Origin of the sequence: Psychrobacter sp. Sarcosine-02u-2, from assembly GCF_002836335.1 — a bacterium.
GTDB classification, from domain to species: domain Bacteria; phylum Pseudomonadota; class Gammaproteobacteria; order Pseudomonadales; family Moraxellaceae; genus Psychrobacter; species Psychrobacter faecalis.
Window position 1 is genome coordinate 1 of the sequence record NZ_PJBX01000110.1, and the last position, 24,936, is coordinate 24,936.

Annotated in this window: 18 protein-coding genes and 1 tRNA gene; 15 read left to right on the forward strand and 4 right to left on the reverse strand. The window is 44.4% G+C overall.

The genetic code is table 11. The features are described from left to right. Nucleotides 1–433: 433 nt before the first annotated feature. The 6 genes from gyrA to CXF58_RS01600 all read left to right on the forward strand — a co-directional run bounded on the left by gyrA (nucleotide 434) and on the right by CXF58_RS01600 (nucleotide 8,251). Nucleotides 434–3,196 carry a DNA gyrase subunit A gene (gene gyrA / locus CXF58_RS01575; protein ID WP_102076348.1) on the forward strand — a complete coding sequence of 921 codons (2,763 nt, stop codon included), beginning with the start codon at nucleotides 434–436 and terminating at the stop codon, nucleotides 3,194–3,196. Nucleotides 3,197–3,392: 196 nt separating this feature from the next. Beyond that, the gene (gene rarD / locus CXF58_RS01580; protein ID WP_102076349.1) at nucleotides 3,393–4,463 is read left to right on the forward strand and encodes an EamA family transporter RarD; all 1,071 of its coding nucleotides are present in this window, start codon (nucleotides 3,393–3,395) and stop codon (nucleotides 4,461–4,463) included. A gap of 267 nt (nucleotides 4,464–4,730) precedes the next feature. Then, entirely contained in the window at nucleotides 4,731–5,801 is a 1,071-nt protein-coding gene (gene rarD, locus CXF58_RS01585) for an EamA family transporter RarD (RefSeq protein WP_102076350.1), read from the forward strand. A 229-nt stretch (nucleotides 5,802–6,030) separates the two neighbouring features. Next, nucleotides 6,031–6,699 (forward strand): glutathione S-transferase, encoded by a 669-nt coding sequence (locus CXF58_RS01590; RefSeq protein WP_102076351.1) that lies wholly within the window; start codon nucleotides 6,031–6,033, stop codon nucleotides 6,697–6,699. Between the two features lie 92 nt (nucleotides 6,700–6,791). Further along, nucleotides 6,792–7,061 (forward strand): hypothetical protein, encoded by a 270-nt coding sequence (locus tag CXF58_RS01595; protein WP_102076352.1) that lies wholly within the window; start codon nucleotides 6,792–6,794, stop codon nucleotides 7,059–7,061. A gap of 68 nt (nucleotides 7,062–7,129) precedes the next feature. Then, nucleotides 7,130–8,251, forward strand: coding sequence for a ribonuclease Z (locus CXF58_RS01600; RefSeq protein ID WP_102076353.1), 1,122 nt, complete (start codon nucleotides 7,130–7,132; stop codon nucleotides 8,249–8,251). A 24-nt stretch (nucleotides 8,252–8,275) separates the two neighbouring features. Here CXF58_RS01600 and CXF58_RS01605 read toward each other — a convergent pair whose 3' ends face one another. Continuing rightward, nucleotides 8,276–9,241 carry an ATP-binding protein gene (locus CXF58_RS01605; RefSeq protein WP_102076354.1) on the reverse strand — a complete coding sequence of 322 codons (966 nt, stop codon included), beginning with the start codon at nucleotides 9,239–9,241 and terminating at the stop codon, nucleotides 8,276–8,278. Between the two features lie 96 nt (nucleotides 9,242–9,337). On the opposite strand from CXF58_RS01605, the gene CXF58_RS01610 reads away from it, so the two are divergent. Beyond that, entirely contained in the window at nucleotides 9,338–10,360 is a 1,023-nt protein-coding gene (locus CXF58_RS01610; RefSeq protein WP_102076355.1) for a protein kinase domain-containing protein, read from the forward strand. An 82-nt stretch (nucleotides 10,361–10,442) separates the two neighbouring features. On the opposite strand, the gene CXF58_RS01615 is transcribed toward CXF58_RS01610, so the two are convergent. From CXF58_RS01615 to CXF58_RS01625, 3 genes are all read right to left on the reverse strand, one after another. Continuing rightward, a tRNA-Leu gene (locus tag CXF58_RS01615) sits at nucleotides 10,443–10,527 on the reverse strand. Nucleotides 10,528–10,740: 213 nt separating this feature from the next. Further along, nucleotides 10,741–12,441, reverse strand: a complete 1,701-nt coding sequence (locus CXF58_RS01620) for a sigma 54-interacting transcriptional regulator (RefSeq protein ID WP_102076356.1) — start codon at nucleotides 12,439–12,441, stop codon at nucleotides 10,741–10,743. 53 nt (nucleotides 12,442–12,494) lie between these two features. Further along, nucleotides 12,495–13,844 carry a two-component system sensor histidine kinase NtrB gene (locus CXF58_RS01625; RefSeq protein ID WP_102076357.1) on the reverse strand — a complete coding sequence of 450 codons (1,350 nt, stop codon included), beginning with the start codon at nucleotides 13,842–13,844 and terminating at the stop codon, nucleotides 12,495–12,497. Nucleotides 13,845–13,979: 135 nt separating this feature from the next. Between CXF58_RS01625 and rimO the strand changes: the two genes are divergently transcribed. The 8 genes from rimO to bamA all read left to right on the forward strand — a co-directional run bounded on the left by rimO (nucleotide 13,980) and on the right by bamA (nucleotide 24,778). After that, nucleotides 13,980–15,602, forward strand: a complete 1,623-nt coding sequence (rimO, locus tag CXF58_RS01630) for a 30S ribosomal protein S12 methylthiotransferase RimO (RefSeq protein WP_102076358.1) — start codon at nucleotides 13,980–13,982, stop codon at nucleotides 15,600–15,602. Between the two features lie 205 nt (nucleotides 15,603–15,807). Beyond that, nucleotides 15,808–16,533, forward strand: coding sequence for a UMP kinase (gene pyrH / locus CXF58_RS01635; protein ID WP_068404576.1), 726 nt, complete (start codon nucleotides 15,808–15,810; stop codon nucleotides 16,531–16,533). 150 nt (nucleotides 16,534–16,683) lie between these two features. Further along, nucleotides 16,684–17,238 (forward strand): ribosome recycling factor, encoded by a 555-nt coding sequence (frr, locus tag CXF58_RS01640; protein WP_068404574.1) that lies wholly within the window; start codon nucleotides 16,684–16,686, stop codon nucleotides 17,236–17,238. Between the two features lie 271 nt (nucleotides 17,239–17,509). Next, on the forward strand, nucleotides 17,510–18,268 hold the full coding sequence (gene uppS / locus CXF58_RS01645) for a polyprenyl diphosphate synthase (protein ID WP_102076367.1): 759 nt from the start codon (nucleotides 17,510–17,512) through the stop codon (nucleotides 18,266–18,268). Nucleotides 18,269–18,452: 184 nt separating this feature from the next. Continuing rightward, nucleotides 18,453–19,262, forward strand: a complete 810-nt coding sequence (locus CXF58_RS01650) for a phosphatidate cytidylyltransferase (protein ID WP_102076359.1) — start codon at nucleotides 18,453–18,455, stop codon at nucleotides 19,260–19,262. 162 nt (nucleotides 19,263–19,424) lie between these two features. Next, nucleotides 19,425–20,633: a 1-deoxy-D-xylulose-5-phosphate reductoisomerase gene (ispC, locus tag CXF58_RS01655; protein ID WP_102076360.1), complete on the forward strand. Its 1,209-nt coding sequence runs from the start codon at nucleotides 19,425–19,427 to the stop codon at nucleotides 20,631–20,633. A gap of 59 nt (nucleotides 20,634–20,692) precedes the next feature. Beyond that, nucleotides 20,693–22,069, forward strand: coding sequence for an RIP metalloprotease RseP (gene rseP, locus CXF58_RS01660; protein ID WP_102076361.1), 1,377 nt, complete (start codon nucleotides 20,693–20,695; stop codon nucleotides 22,067–22,069). Between the two features lie 264 nt (nucleotides 22,070–22,333). Next, nucleotides 22,334–24,778: an outer membrane protein assembly factor BamA gene (gene bamA / locus CXF58_RS01665; protein ID WP_102076362.1), complete on the forward strand. Its 2,445-nt coding sequence runs from the start codon at nucleotides 22,334–22,336 to the stop codon at nucleotides 24,776–24,778. Nucleotides 24,779–24,936 lie beyond the last annotated feature (158 nt).

Below are 24,936 nucleotides of genomic sequence, written 5' to 3' on the forward strand. Positions count from 1 at the left end.
GGTTAAGGGTAAACCACAAAAATATCCCAAAAAAAATACCAGTCAGCCTTAACTGACTGGCATTAATCCTTTGGATGCAGTTTTTTTATGAAATAGCCTTTAAAAACAGCAAAGACAATGCCCAATTATTAAAGTCGTTTTTATCCTTATCGCTAAAGATAAAAACGAGCGCTAATCAGCTGTTTTGCTTGATTTTAATAGCATCTACAATCCCCTAAATAGACAAAAATGTGTTAAAATAGCTTCTTTAATTAAACGTTATTTTTAACAAAAACCGTATCGCCATTTTCCTATTATTTAGCCTGTTTGATAACGCTTTTTATAGTCTGTATATCATGGATAATGACGCTTTTTAGCGCCTTTATTTTTGTACAACTATCAGCATTTTTAACCGAGCCAAATACTAGAAAAAAATGTGAATAAAGGAGTGTATATGAGCGACTCGATCAGTCCTATTGCCATCGTGGATGAATTAAAGCAGTCCTATCTGGATTATGCGATGAGCGTGATCGTCTCGCGCGCGCTGCCTGATGTGCGTGATGGGTTTAAGCCAGTGCACCGCCGTGTGATGTACGCGATGCATGTGTTGTCTAATGATTATAACAAACCTTACAAGAAATCAGCACGTGTGGTCGGTGATGTCATTGGTAAATATCACCCGCATGGTGATAGTGCGGTCTATGATGCAATTGTACGTATGGCACAGGATTTTAGCTTGCGTTATCCGATGATTGATGGGCAAGGAAACTTTGGTTCGATTGATGATGATCCACCGGCGGCGATGCGTTATACCGAAGTGCGTATGACCAAGCTGACCCACCAAATGCTAGCGGATTTGGATAAAGATACGGTCGATTGGGAAGACAACTACGATGGTTCTGAGCGTATGCCAAGCGTTTTGCCTGCACGTATTCCAAACTTGTTGGTCAATGGCGCAACCGGTATTGCGGTTGGTATGGCGACTAATATGGCACCGCATAACCTGACAGAAGTGATTAATGCCTGCTTAGCATATGCGCAAAATCCACAAATATCTGCCGAAGAGTTGATGTCGCATATATCAGGTCCTGACTTTCCTACCGGCGGTGTGATTTACGGTCGGGCGGGTATTTTAGACGCTTATCGCACAGGTAAAGGCCGCTTGCATGTACGCGGTCGCTATATCATTGAGCCGATGAGCGAGACGGGCGTCAACCGTGACCGTGAACGCATTGTCTTTACCGAAGTGCCTTATCAGACAAATAAAGCCAAATTGATTGAGCGTATTGCTGAGCTGGTACGCGATAAAAAAATCGAAGGTATTACTGAAATTCGTGATGAGTCTGATAAAGACGGTATGCGTATTGCCATCGATTTGCGCCGCGGTGAAACGGCAGAAGTGATTGTTAATAATTTATTCTTGCAAACGCCGCTCGAATCTAGCTTTAGTATCAATATGGTGGCGCTCGATAACGGTCAGCCAAAGCTGTTGACTTTGCGTCAGCTAATTGCCGCCTTTGTCCGTCACCGCCAAGAAGTGGTGACGCGTCGTACCATTTTTGAGCTTAATAAAGCCCGCGTTCGTGGTCATCTGCTTGAAGGCTTAACCGTTGCCCTAGCCAATATTGATGAGATTATTGCGACGATTAAAGCCTCTGCAAACCGCGGCCTTGCTCGTGAAAACTTACTGAATAACACGTGGGGTTCAGGCAGCGTCGTTGCGATGCTAACTGCGGCAGGTAGCCAGTCGGTACGTCCAGACTTTATCGAAGGCGAAGACCCAAAAGCGCCGTTTGGTTTGATTGACAATCAAGAAAGCTATCGCTTATCACTTGAGCAGGTCAATGCCATTTTAGACATGCAGCTGCATCGCCTGACGGGTCTTGAACAAGACAAATTGACCGAAGAATACCAAGATTTATTACGTGAAATTGCTCATTTAGAGTCAATTCTTGGTGATTTTGATAAATTAATGACCATTATCTCTGATGAGATGATTGAGATTCGTGAAAACTTCGGTGATGAGCGTCGTACCGATATCATTGATTCCCGTATGGACTTTAACCGTGAAGATCTGATCCCAGAGCAAACCGTTGTGATGACAGTGTCGCGTACGGGCTATGCAAAAACGCAGCCAATTGACGATTATGTGGCGCAAAAACGTGGCGGCAAAGGCAAATCTGCAACCGCGATGAAAGAAGACGATGTGATTGATCATTTGGTCGTGACCTCAACGCACGCAACGGTATTGTGTTTCACCGACACAGGCCGAGTGTTCAGCTTACGTGGTTTTGAAGTGCCGATTGCCAGCCGCGGTTCGCGTGGTCGTCCGTTAGTGAATTTGATTGGTTTAAATGCTGATGAAACGGTCACCACGATATTGCCAATACCGCAAAATACCGCGGATGTGAGCGGGCATTTTGTCTTCTTTGCCACGGCAAATGGTACGGTTAAGCGTGTTGAGCTTGAGCAGTTTGCCAATATTCGCTCGAACGGTTTGATTGCTGTTGGCCTAGAAGATGATGATAAATTGGTTAGCGCCCGTATTACCAATGGCAGTCAAGAAGTGATGCTATTTGCTTCGAGCGGTAAAGCCATTCGTTTTGATGAAAACGATGCGCGTGTGATGGGTCGTACTGCTAAAGGTGTGCGCGGTATGCGTCTGGCCGCCGATGAATTTATCAAATCGCTGGTGGTTATCGAAGATGATGTGCGCGAAATCCTTATCGCTTGTGAAAACGGCTTTGGTAAACGTACCTTTGTCGAAGAGTTTAATACGCAAAATCGCGGCGGTGGCGGTGTCATTGCTATCAAAACTAGCGCCCGTAATGGCGCCTTGGTTCGGGCGACCAAGGTTGAGCCTGAAGACGATATTATCTTAATCTCTGATAAAGGCACGTTGGTTCGTACGCCAGTTGAACAAGTGGCAAGCTCGGGTCGTAATACCCAAGGCGTTACCTTGATTCGTCTGTCAAAAGATGAAAAACTGGTGGCCATGGCGCGCGTTGAGAACGAAGAGGCCGACGACAAGTTGGTCGAGGCGATGAAAGAAGATGGTACCTTTGGCGTAGAGGGTCAAGAACAAATCGATATTGATGCCGAAACAGGTCATGCGACGACCGATATCAATGATGTTATCGATATTGCCAATGACTATACGTTAGATGACGAAACGTCGACTGATACCGCAGATGAAAACACCGACGATGACGAGTAACCATATCAGTTGTTAGCTTTTTAGTTTAGTTAGTCATACTGCTCTAGAACAAGCCTCTGACGACATCGTTGGAGGCTTTTTTCTGAGCGCTGTTTATCCTTATAGCGTGTTTTTTAACCTTTAACTTTGCATGCTTAGCTTCTATACACTTATGATAAATAATATCTATTAAGCGCTATTTTTTAAGGCCGTTGTTATGTTTACGACCAATCAAACTTTTCAAGGAACGTTAGCCGCAATATCATCGAGTTTTTTATTCTCGATGATGTTTTTGTTTGGGTTATTTATGCTGCCCTTGACAGGAACACAGGTAGCATCATGGCGCATATTGATGATGCTGTTGAGTTTGCTTATATTGGTCAGCTTTACTAAGCAGTGGCAACATGTCTTTGATTATCTAAAAACCTTAAAAACACCAAAAGAATGGCTGATATTTATCTTGCCGACGCCGATTTTGGGTGGGCAAATTTGGCTATTTATGTGGGCGCCGGTCAATGGCTTTGGTCTTGACGTCACTTTGGGCTATTTTTTATTGCCGCTGGTGATGATCATATTGGGGCGCTTTTTTTACCATGAGCATATGAGCGCGCTACAGTGGCTAGCGGCCCTGTTGGCCGCTTTAGGTATCGGTCATGATATTTGGCAATATGGCACCATCTCTTGGGTTACCTTGTTTGTCTGTTTAGGTTATCCCCCTTATTATCTGCTGCGGCGTAAGCTTGCCGTACCGCCGATTACTGGTTTGTTGTCAGATTTAACTTTGCTGACGCCAGTGGTACTTATTATGCTGTATAGCAGTGGCGGCTTTAGCGTGGCGGCACAAAATATGAAGTTTTGGTATTTATTGCCGCTGCTTGGCGCATTTAGTGCGCTTGCGATGTCACTGACCATGATTGCGAGTAGTAAATTACCTGTCTCGTTATTTGGTGCGCTAAGCTATATAGAGCCGATGCTATTGTTTGTGTTATCCATTACCGTGTTAAGCCAAAGCATTGAGGAAGGCGGCTCGTTATTTATGTACGGTATGATTACGCTGGCGTTATTTATTATGATTACTGATAGTGTCATGGGTTATCTTCGCCGCCGCCGCGACAACCATTTGCACGGCTACCGCGAGCCACAAGTGGGCGGTTTTCCGCCGCGTCGCCGCTTGATAAACTACCGTATCGACGGGGTGTTAGCCGCACATCGTTTTCGTAAGATGCGTCGTTATCAAAGGAAGCTCGATAGCATACAGCGTAAAATCGAGCAGCTTGATAGCAAATAAATCCTCACATGTATGTCAAATGAATAAACTGGATTTTAAAATGAACAGACGGGTTAAGCCATTGTATTGCGTATCTATGCCGACTTTGACATAATGCTGAGCATGAGATACACAAGCGTTTATCTTAATTTTATTTAGTGACAGGATAGATAAAAATTTCTATCAACAATAGAGCTGATAGACAAAAGGCCTCCGACGTTCGCGTCTGAGGCTTTTGTTTTTTTCAAAATTGCCAAGGACGTGCGCTTATTTTTAAAGGCAGTTGTTATGCTCCTCACCAATCAAACGTCGCAAGGTACCATCGTTGCAATCGCCGCAAATTTTTTATATGCGGGGTTGTTTTTATTTGGTCTATTGATGCAGCCGTTATCAGGGACGCAAGTCGCTTCTTGGCGGGTACTGATGATGCTACTCAGTTTGGTGCTACTGGTCAGTGCGCTGAAACAATGGCAGCATATTTTTGATTATCTAAAAACCTTAAAGACGGCCAAAGAGTGGTTTTTATTTATCATTCCCACACCGATTTTGGGTGCGCAAATCTGGATATTTATGTGGGCGCCGGTCAATGATTTGGGATTGGAGGTGACATTAGGTTACTTTTTATACCCGATGATTATGATTGTCGTGGGGCGCTTTTTTTATAATGAAGACATGAGCTTGCTGCAATGGCTTGCGACCATTTGTGCGGCGCTCGGTATTGGCTACGATGTCTGGCAATATGGCAGCATTTCTTGGGCGACTTTATTTGTCTGTTTGGGTTATCCGCCTTATTATCTGCTGCGGCGTAAGCTTGCCGTACCGCCCATCACCGGACTTATCTCGGATTTGGTGTTATTAACGCCGGTGGTGATGGTGGTATTATACTTAAGCGGTGGTTTTGAGCTGGCGTTCGCGACCGATAAGTTTTGGTATCTATTGCCGCTACTCGGTATTATTAGTACAGCGGCGATGGCGCTGACCATGGTTGCCAGCCAAAAGCTACCCGTATCGCTATTTGGTACGTTGTGTTACCTTGAGCCGATATTTTTATTTATATTTTCCATTACTATTTTGCACCAAAGTATCAATGACGGCGGCTCGCTGTTTATGTATGGCATGATTGTCATTGCGCTGCTGATTATGATTGCTGATAGTGCGCTTGGCTATTTGGCACGTAAGCGTCACGACCGCCTGCAAGCGTACAATGAGCCACAAGTCGGCAGTTTCCCGCCGCGCCGTCGCCTAAAAAATCGCCGCATCAAAGGGGTTTTGATTGCCCATCGGTTTCGTAAAATTAGGAAGTATCAGCAAAAAATAGACAAGATGACGCGCAAAATCGAAGAACTACATGCCAAGTAAGGTTGTCTTACAAAGAAAATAAATTAAACTTAGCAGGCATCATTTCTCCTTATTACTCTACATAGTTTCTATGTTAAAGAGCGATTAATTGCGCTATTATCGACAATAAGGTCGCCTTGCTCAATGATGCTTGACGAGTTCCAAAAATGAAGTCTGAGGGCAGGCGTAGCCTATTAATATAGGTCTTATTTAAGATTATCGCTTATTCACATTATAACTAGGATGGTTTATGTTACATCTTCATCATTTAGCAAATTCACGCTCGTTTCGTATTTTATGGCTATTAGAAGAGCTTGGACTCGATTACAAATTAACCTGTTACGAGCGCAACAAGGCTTACCGCGCCCCAGACAGTTTAAAACAAGTACATCCGCTCGGTCATGCGCCCATATTAGAGGTAAACGACCGTGCGCTCGTCGAGTCGGGATTTATCATTGAGTACTTGCTTAAGCATTATGATAAAGAACATCAATTTAAGCCTGCTGATGACAATGAAGCGGCATGGGATGCTTATACGTTTTGGCTACATTTTGCAGAAGCATCCCTCATGCCGCCATTGGTCATGCGTCTGGTCTTTACCAAAGTGGTTGAGCAATCGCCGATGCTGATCAAACCTGTGAGCAAAAGTATTCGCAATCAGGTCGAGAAAAGCATGATTAGCAAAAGTTTGGATACCATGCTGGCCATGATGGAGCAGCACTTGCAAGATAATCATTGGTTTGCCGGTAGCGAATTTAGTGCCGCTGATATTCAGATGCATCTTGCGGTCGTCGGTGCCAATGCGGGAGCAGGTTTAGATAGCAGTAAATATGCCAATATCTTAAACTGGCTAAAACGCTGTGAAGAGCGCGATGCCTTTAAGCGCGCAGAAGAAAAGGGCGGGCGTTTGAAATTTTAGATGCAGCACACTTCATCATTAATAAATGACTGAATTTATATTAAAATAAAGGTTTTGTTTATTTATAGACAAAACCTTTTTTAGGATAAAAAATGACAGACTTAAATAAAACAAACAACCGGCATAGCAATGCTGATACAAGCTTAACTACGGAACCAACTATAAATGCTGCTGAAGAAAATAAAAATAGCCAGCAAGTCTCTATCAAAGCGTGGTCACAAAAGCTGCTGGTAGTACTCCTATGTCTTGCAAGCTTTTATGGTGGTTGGAAATCCTATGAATCCAATATGGTCAATGAATGTACGGCCAATGGTGGGCAAATGATTGAAGGTCAAAGAACCATGCTATGCCAGTCTTTATAAAGTCGTCTTTATAAAAACATCACTATAAAAACGTCGCTATAAAAAGTATTTAGATAAAGAGTTTGCTTATGTTAAAGCTTACCTTTTTGGGCACCTCAGCGGGCGTGCCAACCAAGCAGCGTAATGTCACCGCATTAGCTGTTGAGTCTCTTAATCCCTATGCCTCAAACATCCAAAACACGACTCAATCTAAAAAATCACGGCCTTGGGTGTTGGTTGACTGCGGCGAAGGCACACAGCAGCAGCTCTTACATACTAAGTTATCTCTACATCAGCTCCAAGCCATTTGCATCACTCATGTGCATGGCGATCATTGTTATGGTCTGCCGGGGTTGCTTGCGAGTGCGGCAATGTCAGGGCGCCGTGAGCCGTTAATCATCGTTGCGCCAAAAGCAATCGCCACGTTGCTTGAAGCGGTAACTTTGACGACAGAGCTATATTTTCCATTTGTTATTAACTTTATGGCGATAGAAGATTTGCTCTCTGAATCAAATGAAGGAAATAAAACTCAAGTAACGATTACACTAGACAATCAGCATCAGCTGACGATAGGTATTTATCCTTTATCGCATCGCGTGGCCTCTTATGGCTTTGCTATCAATCAAACCATCAGCCGCCGTACGCTGAATACCGATAAATTGATAGCCGATGGTATTCCAGCAAGCGTGCTGTGGGGCAAGTTGCAGCAAGGCAAAGATGTCGCAGCCGAAGACGGACGCACGCTTTATTCAGCCAATTATGTCGATAATAACAGTCAGCGCATAAAGGTTGTGGTGGCGGGCGATAACGATACGCCAGAGTGCCTAAGTGCTGCGGTAGTCGATGCCGATTTAGTGGTACACGAAGCCACGTATACTCATGATGTGTTACATAAGATTCAGGCAAAAAACCCAGACTTTGATCCGATGCACAGTAGCGCGCAATTGGTCGGTCAATTTGCCCAAGAAAACAGCGTTAAAAATTTAATTTTGACCCATTTTAGCGCCCGTTATCAAAGCTTTGATAATCCTCACAGTGATACGCCCAATATGGCGCATATCCGCTTGGATGCCCAAAGTGCTTATCAAGGCAATCTATGGTTAGCCGCTGACTTTGATCAATATATGGTGAATGGCACAGCGGACTTAGTAAGCGCAGAAGAAGGGAGCCGCGTACAGTATCTAGGCTCTGCACGCGACCATAAAGAATAACATAACAACAAATTTCAATAACTTTTAAGCGTTATTATCTTCAGCTGCTAATTGCATTTGCCCTATCCAGTAGCGGCTAAATTGATAGGCCACGCGCCCCGAGCGGCCACCGCGCTCTGATGCCCAGCGTAATGCTGCTGCTCTAATGTCGTCAGGCAGCGTATTATTTTCCTCTGCATGATGATTACTTTCTTTAACGTCACTCGCATTATCTAGATTGCGGTTTGGCGAAAGTGATAAATAATGGCGCACAATGTGCAAGTAAGTGTTTTGATCCATCGGATGAAAGGATAACCAAAGTCCAAAGCGATCAGACAAGGAGACCGTTTCATCAATGGTTTCATAAGGGTTGACTTCGTCAGTCTGACCGTTATAAATATTGACATTGTCTTTCATTAACTGCGGCAAAAGATGACGACGATTACTGGTGGCATAGACGAGTAGCTTGTCTTGCTCGGAATCTAGTGCGCCGTCCAACACACTTTTTAGCGTCCGGTAACTCTCATCTTGACCGTTAAATGCCAAGTCATCACAGTACACCACATAACGGCAACCACAGTCCGCGGGCAGCGCATTAATCGCAACGCGTATCTTATCAAGCATCCGTAGGTCATCACGAGCGATTTCGATAATACGTAGCCCTTCGCTATGATAGGCTTGTAGCAGTGCCCGAATCAGTGATGACTTGCCAGCGCCGCGTGTGCCTGTCATCAGGACGTGATTGGCAGGATAGCCCTTTAAAAACTGGCGCGTATTTTGTACCAGTTTTGCCTTTTGGGTATCGATACCATGCAAGTCATCTAAACTTAAAAATAAATTCACTGCCAAAGGCTCCAGGTGCCCTTGCTTACCGCCAACCCAACGATAAGCCAGCTGGGCAGGATCAATCTCGATAGTTGGCGTGACCTGCTCTTGCAAATACTGCTCAAGTAAATTTAATACATGGTCGGGTAGGGCGTAATTCATAACAGGCATAGTAGATTGGGGCATAATACATAGTCGCTTATAATTTAGTTACTTATAATCATAAAAATGGCAGATTGCCTATTACATATATCAAGTACATACATCAAGGCAGCACTTATCATGAAAAATAGTGCCAGTTATCAGGCAGTATTTCAAGCAAAGCCAAAGCAAGACTTGGCAAAACAGACGTTGCAAACGGATGCGCAGCAAATTCTGCCTATATTGACCATAGCATTCTTGGACTTGCAGTATAGTAAGATAGCACATCAGCGTATCAGTCAGCAGGGTGTCACTAATACGCTTGAATATCAAGGTTTAACACGCGCCAAGCATCCCCAGTTTGGTGAGGTCATGATGAAATGGCAATTAAGTACAGATGCTCATCGACACGGATCTGATTTATCTTATGAGGCCGAAGTTCTAAGATCTACCAATCAGTTCTCGAACCATCAGGGTAGATTTTCTTCTATCGCGCCGCCGCTATTAGCCACTCATCATTTACAGCTACAAGTATTAAATAACAGTCAAACACTCACCCTTGTTGTTATGCCAAATTATGCCAACGGTAGTGTCGCGCGCTATTTAAAACAAAGCCTGACTGCCGAGCAAAAGCAGCAATTAATCGTTCAAGCCGCAAAGCTTATTGCCAATTTACATCACATAGGTTGGCTGCATAATGATATTAAGCCGAGTAACTTTTTACTAGAGGGTTTTATGCCAAATCATGCAGATATTGGCGGTATCGTACCTAATTTATTATTGACTGATTTTGCTTTGGCAGAACCCATTAATAATGGTATTACTCAAATAAATAAGAAAAATAGTACAGAAAACAATGCTGGCACGCCCGCTTACCTTGCCCCTGAACGCTGGCAAGGACAGGGCGCAACGCTACAAAGCGATATTTATGCGTTTGGGATAATGCTATATGAAATATTGGCAGGCGAGCGACCGTTTAAGATTGATAATCCGAGTGGTGCGCCGTTAAGAGAATGGGCGACTCAGCATTGCCAACAGCCAATTGTAACAATGCCGTTGGAGTATAGTCGCTATCAACGTATTATCAATAAAGCGTTGGCGAAGAGAATGGAAAAACGTTATCAAAGTATGGAAGAAATCGTGCTGGATTTGAAAAGATTATAATCATCAATGCTAAATTCTAGACACAAAAAAACCTGCTAAAAAGCAGGCTTTAATATTTGGTCTAAGATGTACTATCCGAAAATGGTGGGGCTGGAGAGACTCGAACTCTCACACCTTGCGGCGCCAGAACCTAAATCTGGTGCGTCTACCAATTCCGCCACAGCCCCATTTTCGTTACTCTATCATCAAAGGCAGTTAAATTCAAATGCCATCGAGATAGTTAACTGATTCGGTAGTGCGTCTCAGTGGTTGGCTATTATATAGAGTTTCAAAGGTTTGGCAACCCCTATTTGCGATTTTTTTTAATTATTTGAAAATTATTTTTGCTAAATCTCATAAATATTTGATATTGCTGGTTTTTATTTCAGAGACTGATGGCTTTAATTATTATTTTTCTCTGCTGCTGTCATCTCTAATTGCTGTAATTTGCGGGTCAAAGTATTGCGTCCCCAACCCAGTAAGTTGGCGGCAGCTATTTTTTTACCGCCGCTATGATTGAGAGCAGCTTGCAGTAACACACGCTCAAACTCGGGCGTTGCCGTTTGTAAAATATCGGTTTCACCCGTTTGCAGCGACTGCTTCGCCCATATAGCCAACGCTTGCTGCCAGCTTTGCTTGTCATGCGTTTGGGTCAATTGACTGTTCTGGCTGTTTTGCATGTTTTGATGCACGTGATATGCCGCATTGCTTTGTTGCTCTACATTAGGGGCAATATTGTCTAGCAGCTCTGGCGGCAAATCCTCAATCATAACGGTGTCGCCCGTGGTCATTACCGTCAGCCAAAGGCAAACGTTTTCAAGTTGACGAACATTACCGCGCCACGCAAAAGATTGCATCATCTGAAGCGTGGTAGGATGCAGCTGCTTTTCGGCGCTATTTAATTGTTTGGCGGCGCGCTGCATAAAGTAGTTTGCTAATGCAGGAATATCTTCAGGGCGCGTCCGTAAGGGTGGCAATGGCATACGAATCACATTAAGGCGATAAAATAAATCTTCACGAAATTTGCCTTGTTTGACCAATTCTTCTAAGTTTTGGTGGGTAGCGGCAATGATGCGTACATTGACTTTGACCGGCTGCTGTCCGCCGACGCGAAAAAACTCACCGTTGGCCAATACGCGCAGCAGACGCGTCTGGGTACTGTACGGCATATCGCCGATTTCGTCTAAAAATAGCGTGCCGCCGTCCGCTTGCTCAAAACGACCTTGCCGCGTCGTCGTTGCGCCAGTAAACGCGCCTTTTTCGTGACCAAACAATTCTGACTCAATCAAGTCATGCGGTATCGCTGCCATATTAAGCGCGATAAAAGGTTGCTGCGCCCTTGGAGAATGGGCATGAAGCGCACCTGCCACCAGCTCTTTACCTGTGCCTGATTCACCAGTAATCAAAACGGTAATAGGAGAGTGTGCCAAGCGTCCAATCGCGCGAAATACCGTTTGCATCGCTTGTGATTGACCGATGATACCGCTCGGATTGTTATTAATATCGCTATCCGTTTGGTTTTTAGATTTAGGTTTAGATTTAAGTTCGATGGTCGTTTTGGTTTCATTTTTAGCTTTTTTGACAGTCTTTTGAGCAGGCTTAGTTGCATCATTTGTTATTTTCAAATTCGGCTGATAATTAATGGCCTTATAAATTGTGGCGACCGCCTCATCTAAATCAAAGGGTTTGGGCAGATATTCAAATGCACCAGTCTGATAGCTATTGATAGCAGAGCTCAGGTCGGAATGCGCGGTCATAATCACAATCGGTAGCGTAGGGAAGTGCTGATGTACCCAATCACTAAATGACAGACCGTCCATCATTGGCATACGAATATCGGTCAATATCACATCTGGTAGCTGGTCGGCTGCTTCATGCTGTTGCAAGATATCGTTCAGGCGCGTCCACGCTGCTTGCGCTTGGGTAAAGCTAATAACCGTTAAGCCTGCCTCTTCAAAGGTATCTGCCAAGATCAAGCGCAGCGCCGCATCATCATCGATAAGCCATAACGTTGCAGGAGTAGCAGCAGGATTATTACCCACAGTGACCATAGGAATTTGCTCATTGCTCGTAAGGTATTTTGTGTCATTATGCTGAGTCATGGGTTTGGCCTAATAAGCAGTGAGAAATGGAAAATGAATATAAAATTCTAGCCTTAACGGTTAGCGCTTGGCTGAGAAAAAGGCAGGTAGAGGGTAAAGCGGGTTTGATTGTGCTGATAATGACTTTTAAAACTGCCGCTAAAACCTTGGGCTTGCTTTGAGCTGACGTCAATCATACCATGATGGCGGCTGATGATATCTTGGACGATGGATAAACCTAGGCCTGTACCAGCTGCGCGGTTGGTCACCATCGGGAAAAATATCTGACCGATTAATGCGTCGTCTATCCCTGAGCCGTTGTCGGTAATGGTGATTTGCAAGACTTGTTTGTGCTGCAGGCTACCGATGGTATGCTGAAAGGCAACCCGCGTTTGGATATGCAGCTTTGGTTCATAGCTACTATCAATGTCAAGATGACTTTGGGTATTAGCTGATGAAAAGTTGCCAAACGTGGCTGGCGTATTTTGTTGCAGCGTTTGCTCAAAATCAGTCATCGATTCGCAAGCATTATTCATCAGGTTTAAAAACACTTGAATTAATTGAGCTTTATCCGCGCATAACTCAGGTAACGACAAATCATAATCACGTTGTAGCACCACGTCCGGATATTGATGAATGATTAAAGCCAAAACGTGCTCTAGCGGTTCATGGATATTGAGCATTTGCCAGTTTGGCAATTGATGAGAGCCAAGAAGCTGCCCAATCAACTGGGTCAAACGATCGGTTTCTGAAATGATAATATCAGTATAACTCCGCAGCTTTGCCGCATTATTTCTCAGGTTGTTTTCATCCGCTACATTCAAATTTTCATTCACAATAGCAGAAAATTCATTAAACTTAATAAATTGCCGCTGTAATAATTGCGCCGCCCCGCGAATACCTGCCAATGGATTTTTGATTTCATGGGCGACCGAGCGTAACATATGACGGGCGACGCTATATTGCTGCTGCTGGCGCTGTTCTTCTGAAATACGACTTTGCCGGTCTTTGCCCCACATTTCTATAATAAAATAAGACTGCTGCGCATGACTAACAGGGGTCACGCTATAATCCACGGATAGTGTCAGTCCGCCGTTAAGCTGGGTGTGTATAAGGTGGTCATGGTCAATAAACGGCTGCTGATAGTATTTTGCTTGACTAAAACGCTCCGTCAACGCACAGGTCTTATCTTCTCGATTACTATTAATAAGTCTGTCTTTTAACATTAACTCATCGGGCGCAAGTAGGCTCAAGATTGATTGACCTCGCAAACGTCCGCTGCTAATGGCAAGCAGCTGCTCCGCTTGCGCATTTAGCCAGGTAATGGTCAGCGCTTCATCAACGTATAAAATAGCGGTAAATAAATGCTGTAATATAAACGTCGAATCTGGATTCGGTTTGGCAGTGGTCAAATCAGCCGTCATGGATAATGCCTAAAATTAAGTGAGACTGGGGATAATATTTAACCATAAATCAACACACTAGCGCGGCAAAACTGGCGATTATCACAAAAAAAACGTACAATGCGCACAGCCAATTTATCTCTAGCAAGGTCAGCCATGCCCAACACTTCTACCGAGTCGCTTAATACGACTGTTACCACCTCATCAGTTCCTACATCGCCAGCTTCTGCCTCATTAGCTTCTATGCCAAAAGACACTGCCACTATTTTTAATCCTGCAAAGCCAAATATAGCGCGAGAAAGCAGTCAGGCAGATGTCAGTCAAGCAAACACTAACCAGCCTTACCACCATAAAGCCAACCACAATCAAAACCGTAGTATTGAGCAAAGTAGCGATGCGACGCTAGCCAATTCAGCGACGATTGACGCGCCCGTGAACGCTGCGCCAAAGATTGGCTTTGTATCGCTTGGTTGTCCAAAGGCACTGGTCGATAGTGAGCGCATTATCACCGAGCTTAGTCGTGACGGCTATCAAGTTGCCAGCGATTATGAAGGCGCAGACTTGGTTGTGGTTAATACTTGCGGTTTTATTGAGTCAGCCGTGCAAGAATCCTTGGACGCCATCGGTGAAGCGATTAGTAAAAACGGTAAAGTGATTGTCACCGGCTGCTTGGGTAAAGAGGCCGATAAAATCCGTGCCATGCACCCAGCTGTGCTATCGGTTACCGGTGCGCATGCTTATGATGAGGTAATTACTGCCGTCTCGCAACATGTGCCCAAACCCAAGCGCGATATAGATAGCAACTATGATCCAAAGATAGATCTGATTAATGAAGCGGGGATTAAATTGACCCCCAGTCATTATGCTTACCTGAAAATATCGGAAGGCTGTAACCATCGTTGTACTTTTTGCATCATTCCAAGCTTACGTGGCGATTTGGTTTCGCGGCCGATTGATAGCGTGATGAATGAAGCAATGGCGCTGAAAAATGCTGGCGTGAAAGAGCTGCTGATTATCTCACAAGATACCTCTGCTTATGGGCTGGATTTAAAATATAAAACCAGCTTTTGGAATGGCATGCCGCTGAAGTCGAAATTTTATGACTTGTGCCAAGCGTTAAATGATTTGGGTATTTGGGTACGCCTGCACTATGTTTATCCCTATCCGCATGTCGATAAAGTGGTTGAGCTGATGGGTGAGAAAAAACTACTGCCTTATCTTGATATTCCATTCCAACATGCTAGCCACAGTGTTTTAAAAGCCATGAAACGTCCGGCGCATAGCGAAAATACTTTGGCGCGTATCAAAGCGTGGCGTGAGATTTGCCCTGATATTGTCATTCGTTCAACCTTCGTCGTCGGCTTCCCGGGTGAGACCGAAGAAGATTTTCAGTGCTTGCTTGATTGGCTGGTCGAGGCGCGCCTTGATCGCGTCGGTGCTTTTACGTATTCAGAAGTCGAAGGTGCGGTCGCCAATGATTTGCCAAATCATGTACCTGAAGACATTAAGCAAGAACGCTATGAGCGTTTGATGACAATACAGCAAGAGATTTCGGCACAAAAGCTGCAAGAAAAAGTCGGTAAAACCTTGATGGTATTGGTCGATGAGATTGATGAAGAAGAGGGCATCGCGATTTGTCGTAGTTATGCCGATGCGCCTGAGATTGACGGTCACGTCTATGTCGATGAGATCACTGCGCAAGTCAAAGTTGGACAATTCTTAACCGTCACGATCGATGACGCCAGCGAATATGATTTGTTTGCCAGTTATAAAGGTTAGAGAGCTACAACGATAACCGAGTGAAAGTTGCCCAATCGTGGGCAGTTTTTGCTACAATTAGCGCAATTTGGCTTTTTACCTATTTGACATCGTTTTTGGCGCTATTATGCCATTTAGGATAATTTGAAAGGGTAGGCTAAAGTCCAATGCAATTTGTGTTTTACCGCTTATTTTCATTATAATTTCATGCTAACAAGGTGACCTCATGTCTGACAAAAACCCGCGTTACTCTCGTATCTTGCTAAAACTTTCTGGCGAAGCCTTAGCTGGTGGCAAAGAGATGGGGATTGATACCGAAGTGCTCGATAAGATGAGCTTGTCTATCGCCCACTTACGCGGACTTGGGGTACAAGTCGGTATCGTCGTCGGCGGTGGTAACTTGTATCGCGGTGCCCAGTTGCAACAAGAAGGTTTGGTCGGCCGTGTCACTGGTGACCAAATGGGTATGCTAGCCACTGTGATGAATGGTCTGGCCATGCGTGATGCCCTTGAGCGCCGTAATATTAAAACGCGTTTGATGTCAGCATTGCCAATTGGCGAAGTCACTGAAAGCTACAGTAGCCGTAATGCCATTCGTTATCTTAAAAATGGCGAAGTGTGTATTTTTGTCGCGGGCACGGGCAATCCGTTCTTTACCACTGATACCGCCGCTTGCTTACGTGGTATCGAAATCGAGGCGGGCTTAATTCTAAAAGCGACCAAGGTTGATGGCGTTTACGATAAAGACCCAAGCCTCCATGCTGATGCCAAAAAATATGACGGATTAACCTTTGATGAAGTGCTCGAGCAAAAACTTGGCGTCATGGATTTAACAGCGATTGCTTTATGCCGTGAGCACAACGTCCCACTGCAAGTGTTTGATATGACCAAGCCTAATGCCTTATTAAACGTCATTATGGGCGAAAATGAAGGCACGCGCGTTTATCATTAAACGCTCACTTATTTTATAGATGACTAAATGATTATATGAATAAAAATCATTGATGTTGTAAGCATCAATCGTTGCATAGGATTTATACCTAACAGCTTTATACCTAACAATAATGAGTGATTTATCGACAGCGATAAATAAGGATACATGATGATTAAAGAGATTAAGCAAGACGGCGAAGCACGCATGCAAAAAACCTTGGAAGCGCTTGAGACGACTTTTAGCAAAGTACGTACTGGCCGCGCGCACCCAGGTATGTTATCTGGCGTGATGGTCAGCTACTACGGTGCAGATACGCCATTGAACCAAGTTGCTAGCGTCAACGTCGAAGATTCGCGCACGTTACTGGTACAGCCATTTGAGCGTAGCATGGTGCAAGCGATTGATAAAGCCATTCGCGAAGCAGATTTGGGCTTAAACCCGATGACTGCTGACGTGATTCGTGTACCGATGCCAGCGTTGACCGAAGACACACGCCGCGATATGCAAAAACTTGCGCGCAGTGAAGCGGAAAATAGCCGCGTTTCTATCCGTAATATCCGCCGCGATATGATGAATGACATCAAAGAATTGGCAAAAGAAAAAGAAATTTCAGAAGATGACGAGCGCCGCGCCAGTGATGATATCCAAAAAATCACCGACAAATATATTGAAACCATTGATAGCCGCTTGAGCAAAAAAGAAAGCGACTTGATGGAAGTATAGGCGATAGGCGTCATCTTTTCTCTTTGATTAAAGACGACGCTTTAGCATTATTTTTTCTCTACAAACAGTCAGTGTTAAATAAATATTGGCTGTTTATTGCTGTATAAGAAATTAAGCCATTCTTAAGCCATTGTTTTGTTAAAAACCCTTTATGAAAGCGTTTTTGCAAGTTTAGGTTTTTAATAAATTGTTTGCTAATGAGCGATGGTTTTTCTTAACAGGCGATAATTCGCGTCACCTTACTTTACCCAAACCACAAGCAAGTCAGCCTATGTCTATTTCAGATACTTCATCTCCCGCGCTTCTCCCGCGGCATATCGCCGTCATTATGGATGGCAATAACCGTTACGGTAAAATCCATCAGTTAGGCAAAGGTCAGGGGCATATCGCTGGCAAAGATGCGCTAGATCCCATTGTCGAATACTGCGTTAGTACGGGCATTGAAGTCTTAACCGTCTTTGCCTTCTCTAGTGAGAATTGGCAACGTCCACCAAGTGAAGTGGCACTGCTCATGCATTTGTTGAGCTTAACGATTAATGAGCAATTGCCGCGCATGCAAAAATATCGCATTCGCTTGCGTTTTATTGGTGATCGCAGTCAGCTTAGTGAAGACTTGCAAGCATTGATGTTAGATGCCGAGGCAAAAACCGCTGACTTTGAAGCGATGACCTTGGTAATCGCTATTAGCTACGGTGGTCAGTGGGATATTGCCCATGCTGCTAAGCAGTTGGCGCAGCAAGTCGAAGCGGGCAAGTTGCGCGCAGAAGACATCGATAAAGAGATGCTTGGCGGATATGTGCAATTAGCAGATGCGCCTGCGGTTGATATGTTGATACGCACGGGCGGCGAATACCGTTTGTCGAACTTTCTATTATGGCAATCTGCTTATGCCGAATTGTTCTTTACCCAAACCCTGTGGCCCGATTTTAAAGTCGCAGAGCTTGCAGCGATGATAGCAGAGTTTGCTCAGCGCCAACGCCGCTTTGGCAAAACCAGCGAACAAGTAGTGATAGAGCAGCAGAGTCCTTAAAATAATTTTAGCTAATAAGCGCTGTAGAAATAATTGCTTAAATCGTCCGCGAGGTTTGAATTACACTTGTTTGGTCTGTAATAAGCTGCTTTAATTGGCGTTAATCCTGTTTAATGGGCTATTATAGAGCGCTGTTATGCTAGATTTTAACCAAACATTTTTCGTTATATAAGGCTCGATAAGTATGTGGCAACGAATTAAGACGGCAATTGTTCTCGTTATTATCGTTGGTATTGCAATGTTTGCGAGCCAAACGCCTATTTTATTTGCACCGCTGCTAGCGATTGGCGTCATTATTGCCGCCCACGAGTGGACCAAACTGATGCCAAAGTGGCAGCAGCCTGCGTTGTTTGTGCTGTTGGTTTTGGCGCTGACCATCGTCTCGCTGATGTTTAAAGTCACCTGGCTGTTTTGGTGGGTAGCGTCACTCATTATCTGGCTGATGGCGCTGTCTTGGGTGCGAGTCTTTCCTACTCATACTAGCTGGTACGGTAAGAAATTAGCATTGATGGGCGCTATTATATTAACCGCTGCCATTACCGCTATGTTTTACTTATGGCAACTGTCCGCATGGTGGCTGCTGTATGTATTCTTATTGGTCTGGTGTGCTGATAGTGGCGCTTACTTTGTTGGGCGTAAGCTCGGTCGCCGTAAGATGGCGCCAAACGTCTCACCCAACAAAAGCATGGAAGGGCTAGCAGGCGGCTTGGTAACAGGTTTGCTTGTGGTCATCGTCATTAGTGTTTTTAAACTACAATTGACTGGCCTACCGTTAGTCGCTTTTGTAGCACTGTCAGCACTGACGATTTTGGCTTCTGTACTCGGCGATTTATTTGAGTCGATGCTCAAACGCCGCGCTGACGTCAAAGATTCTGGAACGATTTTGCCAGGGCATGGCGGGGTACTTGACCGTATTGACTCGCTACTGTCTGCCACGCCGATATTTGCCCTTGGCTTTTGGGCGCTACAGCAGCTCGGTTTAATGGTCGTATAACAATAACTAGTCTAAGAATAAAAAGTCTAAAAATAAAAAACTATCAGGCTAAAAATATAAGATAGGTAGAGCTTACATATTTGGTAGTGACTAGGCTACCTCGTATTAGACTCTATACCTTATATTTATTTCTCATTTAATTTCACCATATTATAGGCACCGATGGTTATGATCCAACGCATCGCCGTACTAGGCGCGACAGGCTCGATAGGCGATAGCACGTTAGCAATTTTGGCGGCACAACCACAGAACTACGACGTTTATGCCTTATCAGGCTACCATCGTTTAGATAAATTATTCGCGCTTTGTCAACAGTTTTTGCCAAAACGCGTCAGTGTACCGACAGCAGCGGTCGATGATTTCGCTCAGCGTCTTAGTGCAGCTGGTTTAAATATCGACGTGGTCGGCGGTGCTTCAGGGTTGGTCGATATTGCGACTGATCCGCAAACCGATACAGTGGTTGCGGCGATCGTAGGCGCAGCCGGTCTGCCTTCCACTTTGGCAGCAGCGCGTGCAGGCAAGCGTATTTTATTGGCGAATAAAGAAGCATTGGTCATGGCTGGAAAGGTGATGATTAATGCGGTTAAAACGCATCACGCGACTTTGCTGCCCTTAGATTCAGAGCACAATGCGATCTTCCAGTGTTTACCCTTTGCGATTCAACAAGACAGTAGCCAAATTCATCAGCCAAACCATGGCGTTCGTAAGCTTTGGTTGACCGCGTCTGGCGGGCCTTTTTTGCAGCAGTCATTTGCGCAAATGCAGCAAGCTAGCGTCGCTGAAGCAGTTAAACATCCCAATTGGTCAATGGGGCAAAAGATATCGGTTGACTCAGCAACGATGATGAATAAAGGGCTTGAGCTCATCGAAGCTTGTCATTTATTTGATTTGAGTGAGGATAAGATAAATGTGGTGATTCATCCACAAAGTATCATCCACTCAATGGTAGAATATAGTGATGGTAGCTTTTTGGCGCAGCTTGGCAGCCCTGACATGAAGACGCCTATTGCCCATGCCCTCAGTTACCCTGCCCGTATCGATAGTGGCTCGCAGCCATTAGATTTATTTGCATTAAGTGGTTTAGAGTTTATTGAGCCTGATTTGCAAAAATTTGCCTGTTTGCGTTTGGCAAGGCAAGCGATGCAAGCGGGTACGCAGGCCACGATTGTGCTAAATGCAGCCAATGAGATTGCAGTTGCCGCATTTTTAAATGGGCAGATTCGTCTGACTGATATTGCCGATATTAATGCGCAAGCACTAGATGAGATACAAGTAGCGGTATTAAATGAGACTGCCGATATTGAAGATATTTTAGCGATTGATAACATAGCGCGTCAGCATACTGATACGTTAGTGGCAAAGTTGGCATGAATCTATAAAAATTCAGTCATTTGATAAACGATGTTAAAAGAGCATATTGAGAAAAGATCATGACGTTTTTATTAACGCTACTTGCGGCAATATTTGTCTTAGGTCCACTCATCGCCTTACATGAGTGGGGCCATTACATCGTGGCGCGTCTGTGCGGCGTTAAAGTACTGACGTACTCTATTGGCTTTGGTCCGAAACTCTTTGGTTGGACCAGTAAAAAAAGTGGCATCGATTATCGTATCTCGGCACTGCCGCTTGGTGGCTACGTCAAAATGCTTGATGAGCGTGAAGGTGAGGTAGCAGCAGACGAGCTACATCTAGCGTTTAATCGTCAGCATCCGCTCAAAAAGATTGCGGTGGTTGCCGCAGGTCCTATTATGAATTTTGTCATCGCTATTGCATTATTTTGGGTGTTATTTATGACCCCATCAGAGCAATTGGCGACAAAGATAGGGCAGGTGCTGCCCGATACCCCAGCAGCGATGGCACAGTTGCCCGTGGGCGATAAAATCGTTGCTATTGATGGCCATGACGTACAAACGTGGGAAGGTATTAACTATCGCCTTGCTGGGCGTATGGGTGAGACGGACAATGTCAGTGTCACCTTGCAATCTGATGCAAAAGGTAGTAACACCACCAAAACCTATCAAGCACCGATTAAAGAGTTTATGCAAGGCGACGCGCAAGGCAAAGATGCGTTATCAAGCTTCGGCATGATACCGTGGCAACCAAACATCGCACCAATCGTTGGCAACTTAACGCCCGATGGCGCTGCCAGCCGTCAAGGCCTACAGGTTGGTGACCGCATTACGGCTATTAATGGTAAAGAGATTACCGACTGGATTAGCGCCACGCGTATCATTCGCGACAATCCTGAAACTTTGCTTAATTTCACTGTATTGCGTGATGGCAAACAAGTTCAGTTATCCATCATGCCGCAAGGTAAAAAAGACAATTTAGGTAACGATTACGGGCAAATTGGTGCTATGGTGGCAGAGTCTGAAATTGTCATTCCTGACGCCTACAAAACCACGGTTGTCTACGGCCCTGGTGAGTCATTGATTAAGTCGTTTGAGAAAACGGAGCAGTTAGCCGTCATGACGGTCAGCTCAATGGGCAAGATGCTGTCTGGTATGATAGGTTTGGAGAATTTATCAGGTCCGATTACCATTGCGAAAGTCGCTAAACAAAGCTTTGATATTAGCTGGCAGATGGTGTTATCGACAGCAGCGTTGATCAGTTTGAGCCTTGCAGTCTTGAATCTTTTGCCCATTCCAGTATTAGATGGTGGACATATTGTCTACTATCTTATTGAGCTGATACGCGGTAAACCTCTGTCTGAAGGCGTGCAAATGGTCGGTCTAAATATCGGTTTACTCTTGCTGGCAGGTTTCATGGTGTTAGCAATTGGTAATGATATCAGTCGGCTATTTTGATAAATAATGCGGCGGTTTATTAACTAAAGCATGATGGTTTAATGCTTGCATGCTGCTACAGCGCAGGCAGTTCATGTAATACGGCGCTTGTTTTCTATTACCGCTACTGTACTAATTTTATTTTTTAGTTTATTTTATGATGCGTTTTATATAAAGTGTCCTGAGTCTGCCGTGCTGAAGTTTTTCGACTTTATGCGAAATGGGCTAGACAACACGTGCTTTTTACCTTAACTTAAGCAAGTTTTTTATTGACGGATAGTGTTTATGCGTACGCCTTTATTTATGAGCGCGGCTGGGTTGCCGTTAGTTGTAGCAATGATGAGTATGCCGGTGCAGGCTGCAGAATTTGTGGTCACTGATATCGGCTTTAATGGTCTACAACGCCTAACTCCTGATAGTCTCTATCCAGTTTTGCCGATTTCGGTGGGTGATACGGTTAATGATAGTCGTTTGGCCGCCAGTATTAAGGCACTATATGCGACTGAAAACTTCGCTGATATTCAAAGTCGTGTTGAAGGCGGCAAGTTGCGCTTTGATGTCGTCGAGCGTCCTATCATCGCTGAAGTCAACTTTGAAGGCAATAAACTTATCCCAAAAGAAGGGCTTGAGCAAGGGCTTGGTAACGCTGGTTTGTCTGTGGGTGATGTGCTAAAGCAAGCGACGCTGCAAGGTGTTGCCAACGAGCTACAACAGCAATATATTAGTCAAGGTTATTACAATAGCAATATCGAAGTCGATCAGACATTATTAGATGGTAATCGCGTCAAGCTTGATGTGCGCTTTATCGAAGGTAAACCCGCCAAAGTCGTCGATATCAATATCATTGGTAATAAGCACTTTAGTGATGAGCAGATTAAAGACGTTTTTGCAGTAAAAGAGTCGTCGTGGACGCGCCTATTATCTAAGTCTGACCGCTATGCTAAAGAAAAGCTGGCGGCCAGTTTAGAAAATTTAAAAGCACTTTATCAAAACGATGGTTATGTACGTTTTTCTGTCGATAATGCCGTTCTCAATATTAGCGAAGATAAGAGCAATGTGTTTATCGAAGTCAGTCTTAGCGAAGGCGAGCAGTATCAATTTGGTGAAGTAAACTTCTTAGGTAAACCAACCTTTGATAACGCTGAGCTAAAAGAGCTGGTCACGTTTGCGCCCGATGAAAAATATTCACAAGCCAAACTGGATGCGACCACTGCTGCACTGAAGAGCCGTTATGGTAATGAAGGCTATTATCTCGCACAAATCAGACCAGTACCGCGTATCAATGATGAAACTAAAGTGGTCGATATTGACTATTATATTGATCCTGCGCGTCCTATTTATGTGCGCCGTATCAACTTTACGGGTAACTTAAAAACCCAAGATGAAGTGCTGCGCCGTGAAATGCGTCAGTTAGAAGGTACACTAGCCTCTAATGATAAAATTCAGCTGTCGCGTACACGCTTGATGCGTACCGGTTTCTTTAAAGCGGTCAACGTTGATGTGAAGCCTGTGCCAAACCAGCCAGACCAAGTTGATGTCAACTATACGGTCGAAGAGCAGCCTTCTGGCAGCTCAACGATTGCTGCTGGTTACTCGCAAAGTGGCGGTGTGACTTTCCAGTTGGATTTAACCCAAAATAACTTTATGGGTACGGGTAACCGCGTGAAAGCAGCGCTATCACGTTCTGAAACGCGTGATTCTTATAGCTTGGGTTATACCGATCCTTATTTTACAGAAAACGGTGTTTCGCAAGGTATCAGTGCTTATTATCGTGAAACCAAGTACGATGACAGAAACGTTAGTAAATATGTCACCGATGCTTATGGTGCTACGCTGAACTATAGTTATCCTGTTGATGAAACCAAACGCGTGAGTGCGGGCTTGAACGTTGATAATACGACCGTACGTGGTGGCCGTTTCCTTGGTGTATCAAATGTACAGCAAATTATTGACGATGGCGGTACTGTTGAAGATTTCACTGGGGACTTCGAAGGACGTACTGGCTTCAAAAATGATTACCAGACCTACAACTTATTACTGGGCTGGGATTATAGCACCTTAGATCGCCCTGTATTTCCAAATAAAGGCATGAGCCATACGGTCGATGCGACCATTGGTCTTGGTGATGCCAGTTATCAGAAACTGGTTTATCGCGGCAATATTTATCAACCTATCTATAAAGATTGGGTAGCACGCGGTTATACTAAGCTTGGTTATGGTAATGATTTGCCATTCTATGAAAACTTCTATGCCGGTGGTTATGGTTCAGTCCGTGGCTATGAAGCCTCAACGCTTGGGCCTAAATCACAAGCCTATTTTGATGCAATTAATGATCCCGCTAAACAAACGTATACTGCAGAAGAGGTTGGCGGTAATGCGTTGGTTAGCTTTGGTACAGAACTAATTCTACCGATGCCATTTAAAGGCGATTGGGCGGATCAAGTACGTCCAGTACTATTTGCTGAAGGTGGTCAGGTATTTGATACCACAGATAAAGAAGATCGTATGTTTATCGACCCTGCTACAGGTAAACGTCCTGTAGATAAAGATAATAACCCTATCGACGTTCCATTGCTTACTCAAGACAATAAATTCCGCTTTAGTGCGGGTTTAGGGGTAACCTGGTATACACCAATTGGTCCGATTTCACTCAGTTATGCTGTGCCTATCGGTGACAAAGAAGGCGATGAGACTGAAAAAGTTCAGTTCCAAATCGGTAATACTTTTTAGTCCGATAAAGTTAACTGCAGCGGTTTAATTGCTTTTGTTCGTTTATGCAGCTAAGTAAACTAGTCCGCAGTTAGAATTTAATAGGTCGCCAAGCTGTTATCTCAACTTGGCGATTCACTTATTCATACCAATACTAATTTTAATTATACCAATAGCAA

Bases quoted from the DNA above. Each gene is read 5' to 3' on its own strand.
- CXF58_RS01605 (WP_102076354.1), bottom strand. From the start codon at position 9,241: ATGCCCCAATCTACTATGCCTGTTATGAATTACGCCCTACCCGACCAT.
- CXF58_RS01610 (WP_102076355.1), top strand. From the start codon at position 9,338: ATGAAAAATAGTGCCAGTTATCAGGCAGTATTTCAAGCAAAGCCAAAG.
- CXF58_RS01590 (WP_102076351.1), top strand. From the start codon at position 6,031: ATGTTACATCTTCATCATTTAGCAAATTCACGCTCGTTTCGTATTTTA.
- CXF58_RS01595 (WP_102076352.1), top strand. From the start codon at position 6,792: ATGACAGACTTAAATAAAACAAACAACCGGCATAGCAATGCTGATACA.
- CXF58_RS01650 (WP_102076359.1), top strand. From the start codon at position 18,453: ATGTGGCAACGAATTAAGACGGCAATTGTTCTCGTTATTATCGTTGGT.
- CXF58_RS01625 (WP_102076357.1), bottom strand. From the start codon at position 13,844: ATGACGGCTGATTTGACCACTGCCAAACCGAATCCAGATTCGACGTTT.
- rarD (WP_102076349.1), top strand. From the start codon at position 3,393: ATGTTTACGACCAATCAAACTTTTCAAGGAACGTTAGCCGCAATATCA.
- rimO (WP_102076358.1), top strand. From the start codon at position 13,980: ATGCCCAACACTTCTACCGAGTCGCTTAATACGACTGTTACCACCTCA.
- uppS (WP_102076367.1), top strand. From the start codon at position 17,510: ATGTCTATTTCAGATACTTCATCTCCCGCGCTTCTCCCGCGGCATATC.
- frr (WP_068404574.1), top strand. From the start codon at position 16,684: ATGATTAAAGAGATTAAGCAAGACGGCGAAGCACGCATGCAAAAAACC.
- ispC (WP_102076360.1), top strand. From the start codon at position 19,425: ATGGTTATGATCCAACGCATCGCCGTACTAGGCGCGACAGGCTCGATA.
- CXF58_RS01620 (WP_102076356.1), bottom strand. From the start codon at position 12,441: ATGACTCAGCATAATGACACAAAATACCTTACGAGCAATGAGCAAATT.
- rseP (WP_102076361.1), top strand. From the start codon at position 20,693: ATGACGTTTTTATTAACGCTACTTGCGGCAATATTTGTCTTAGGTCCA.
- bamA (WP_102076362.1), top strand. From the start codon at position 22,334: ATGCGTACGCCTTTATTTATGAGCGCGGCTGGGTTGCCGTTAGTTGTA.
- CXF58_RS01600 (WP_102076353.1), top strand. From the start codon at position 7,130: ATGTTAAAGCTTACCTTTTTGGGCACCTCAGCGGGCGTGCCAACCAAG.
- gyrA (WP_102076348.1), top strand. From the start codon at position 434: ATGAGCGACTCGATCAGTCCTATTGCCATCGTGGATGAATTAAAGCAG.
- pyrH (WP_068404576.1), top strand. From the start codon at position 15,808: ATGTCTGACAAAAACCCGCGTTACTCTCGTATCTTGCTAAAACTTTCT.
- rarD (WP_102076350.1), top strand. From the start codon at position 4,731: ATGCTCCTCACCAATCAAACGTCGCAAGGTACCATCGTTGCAATCGCC.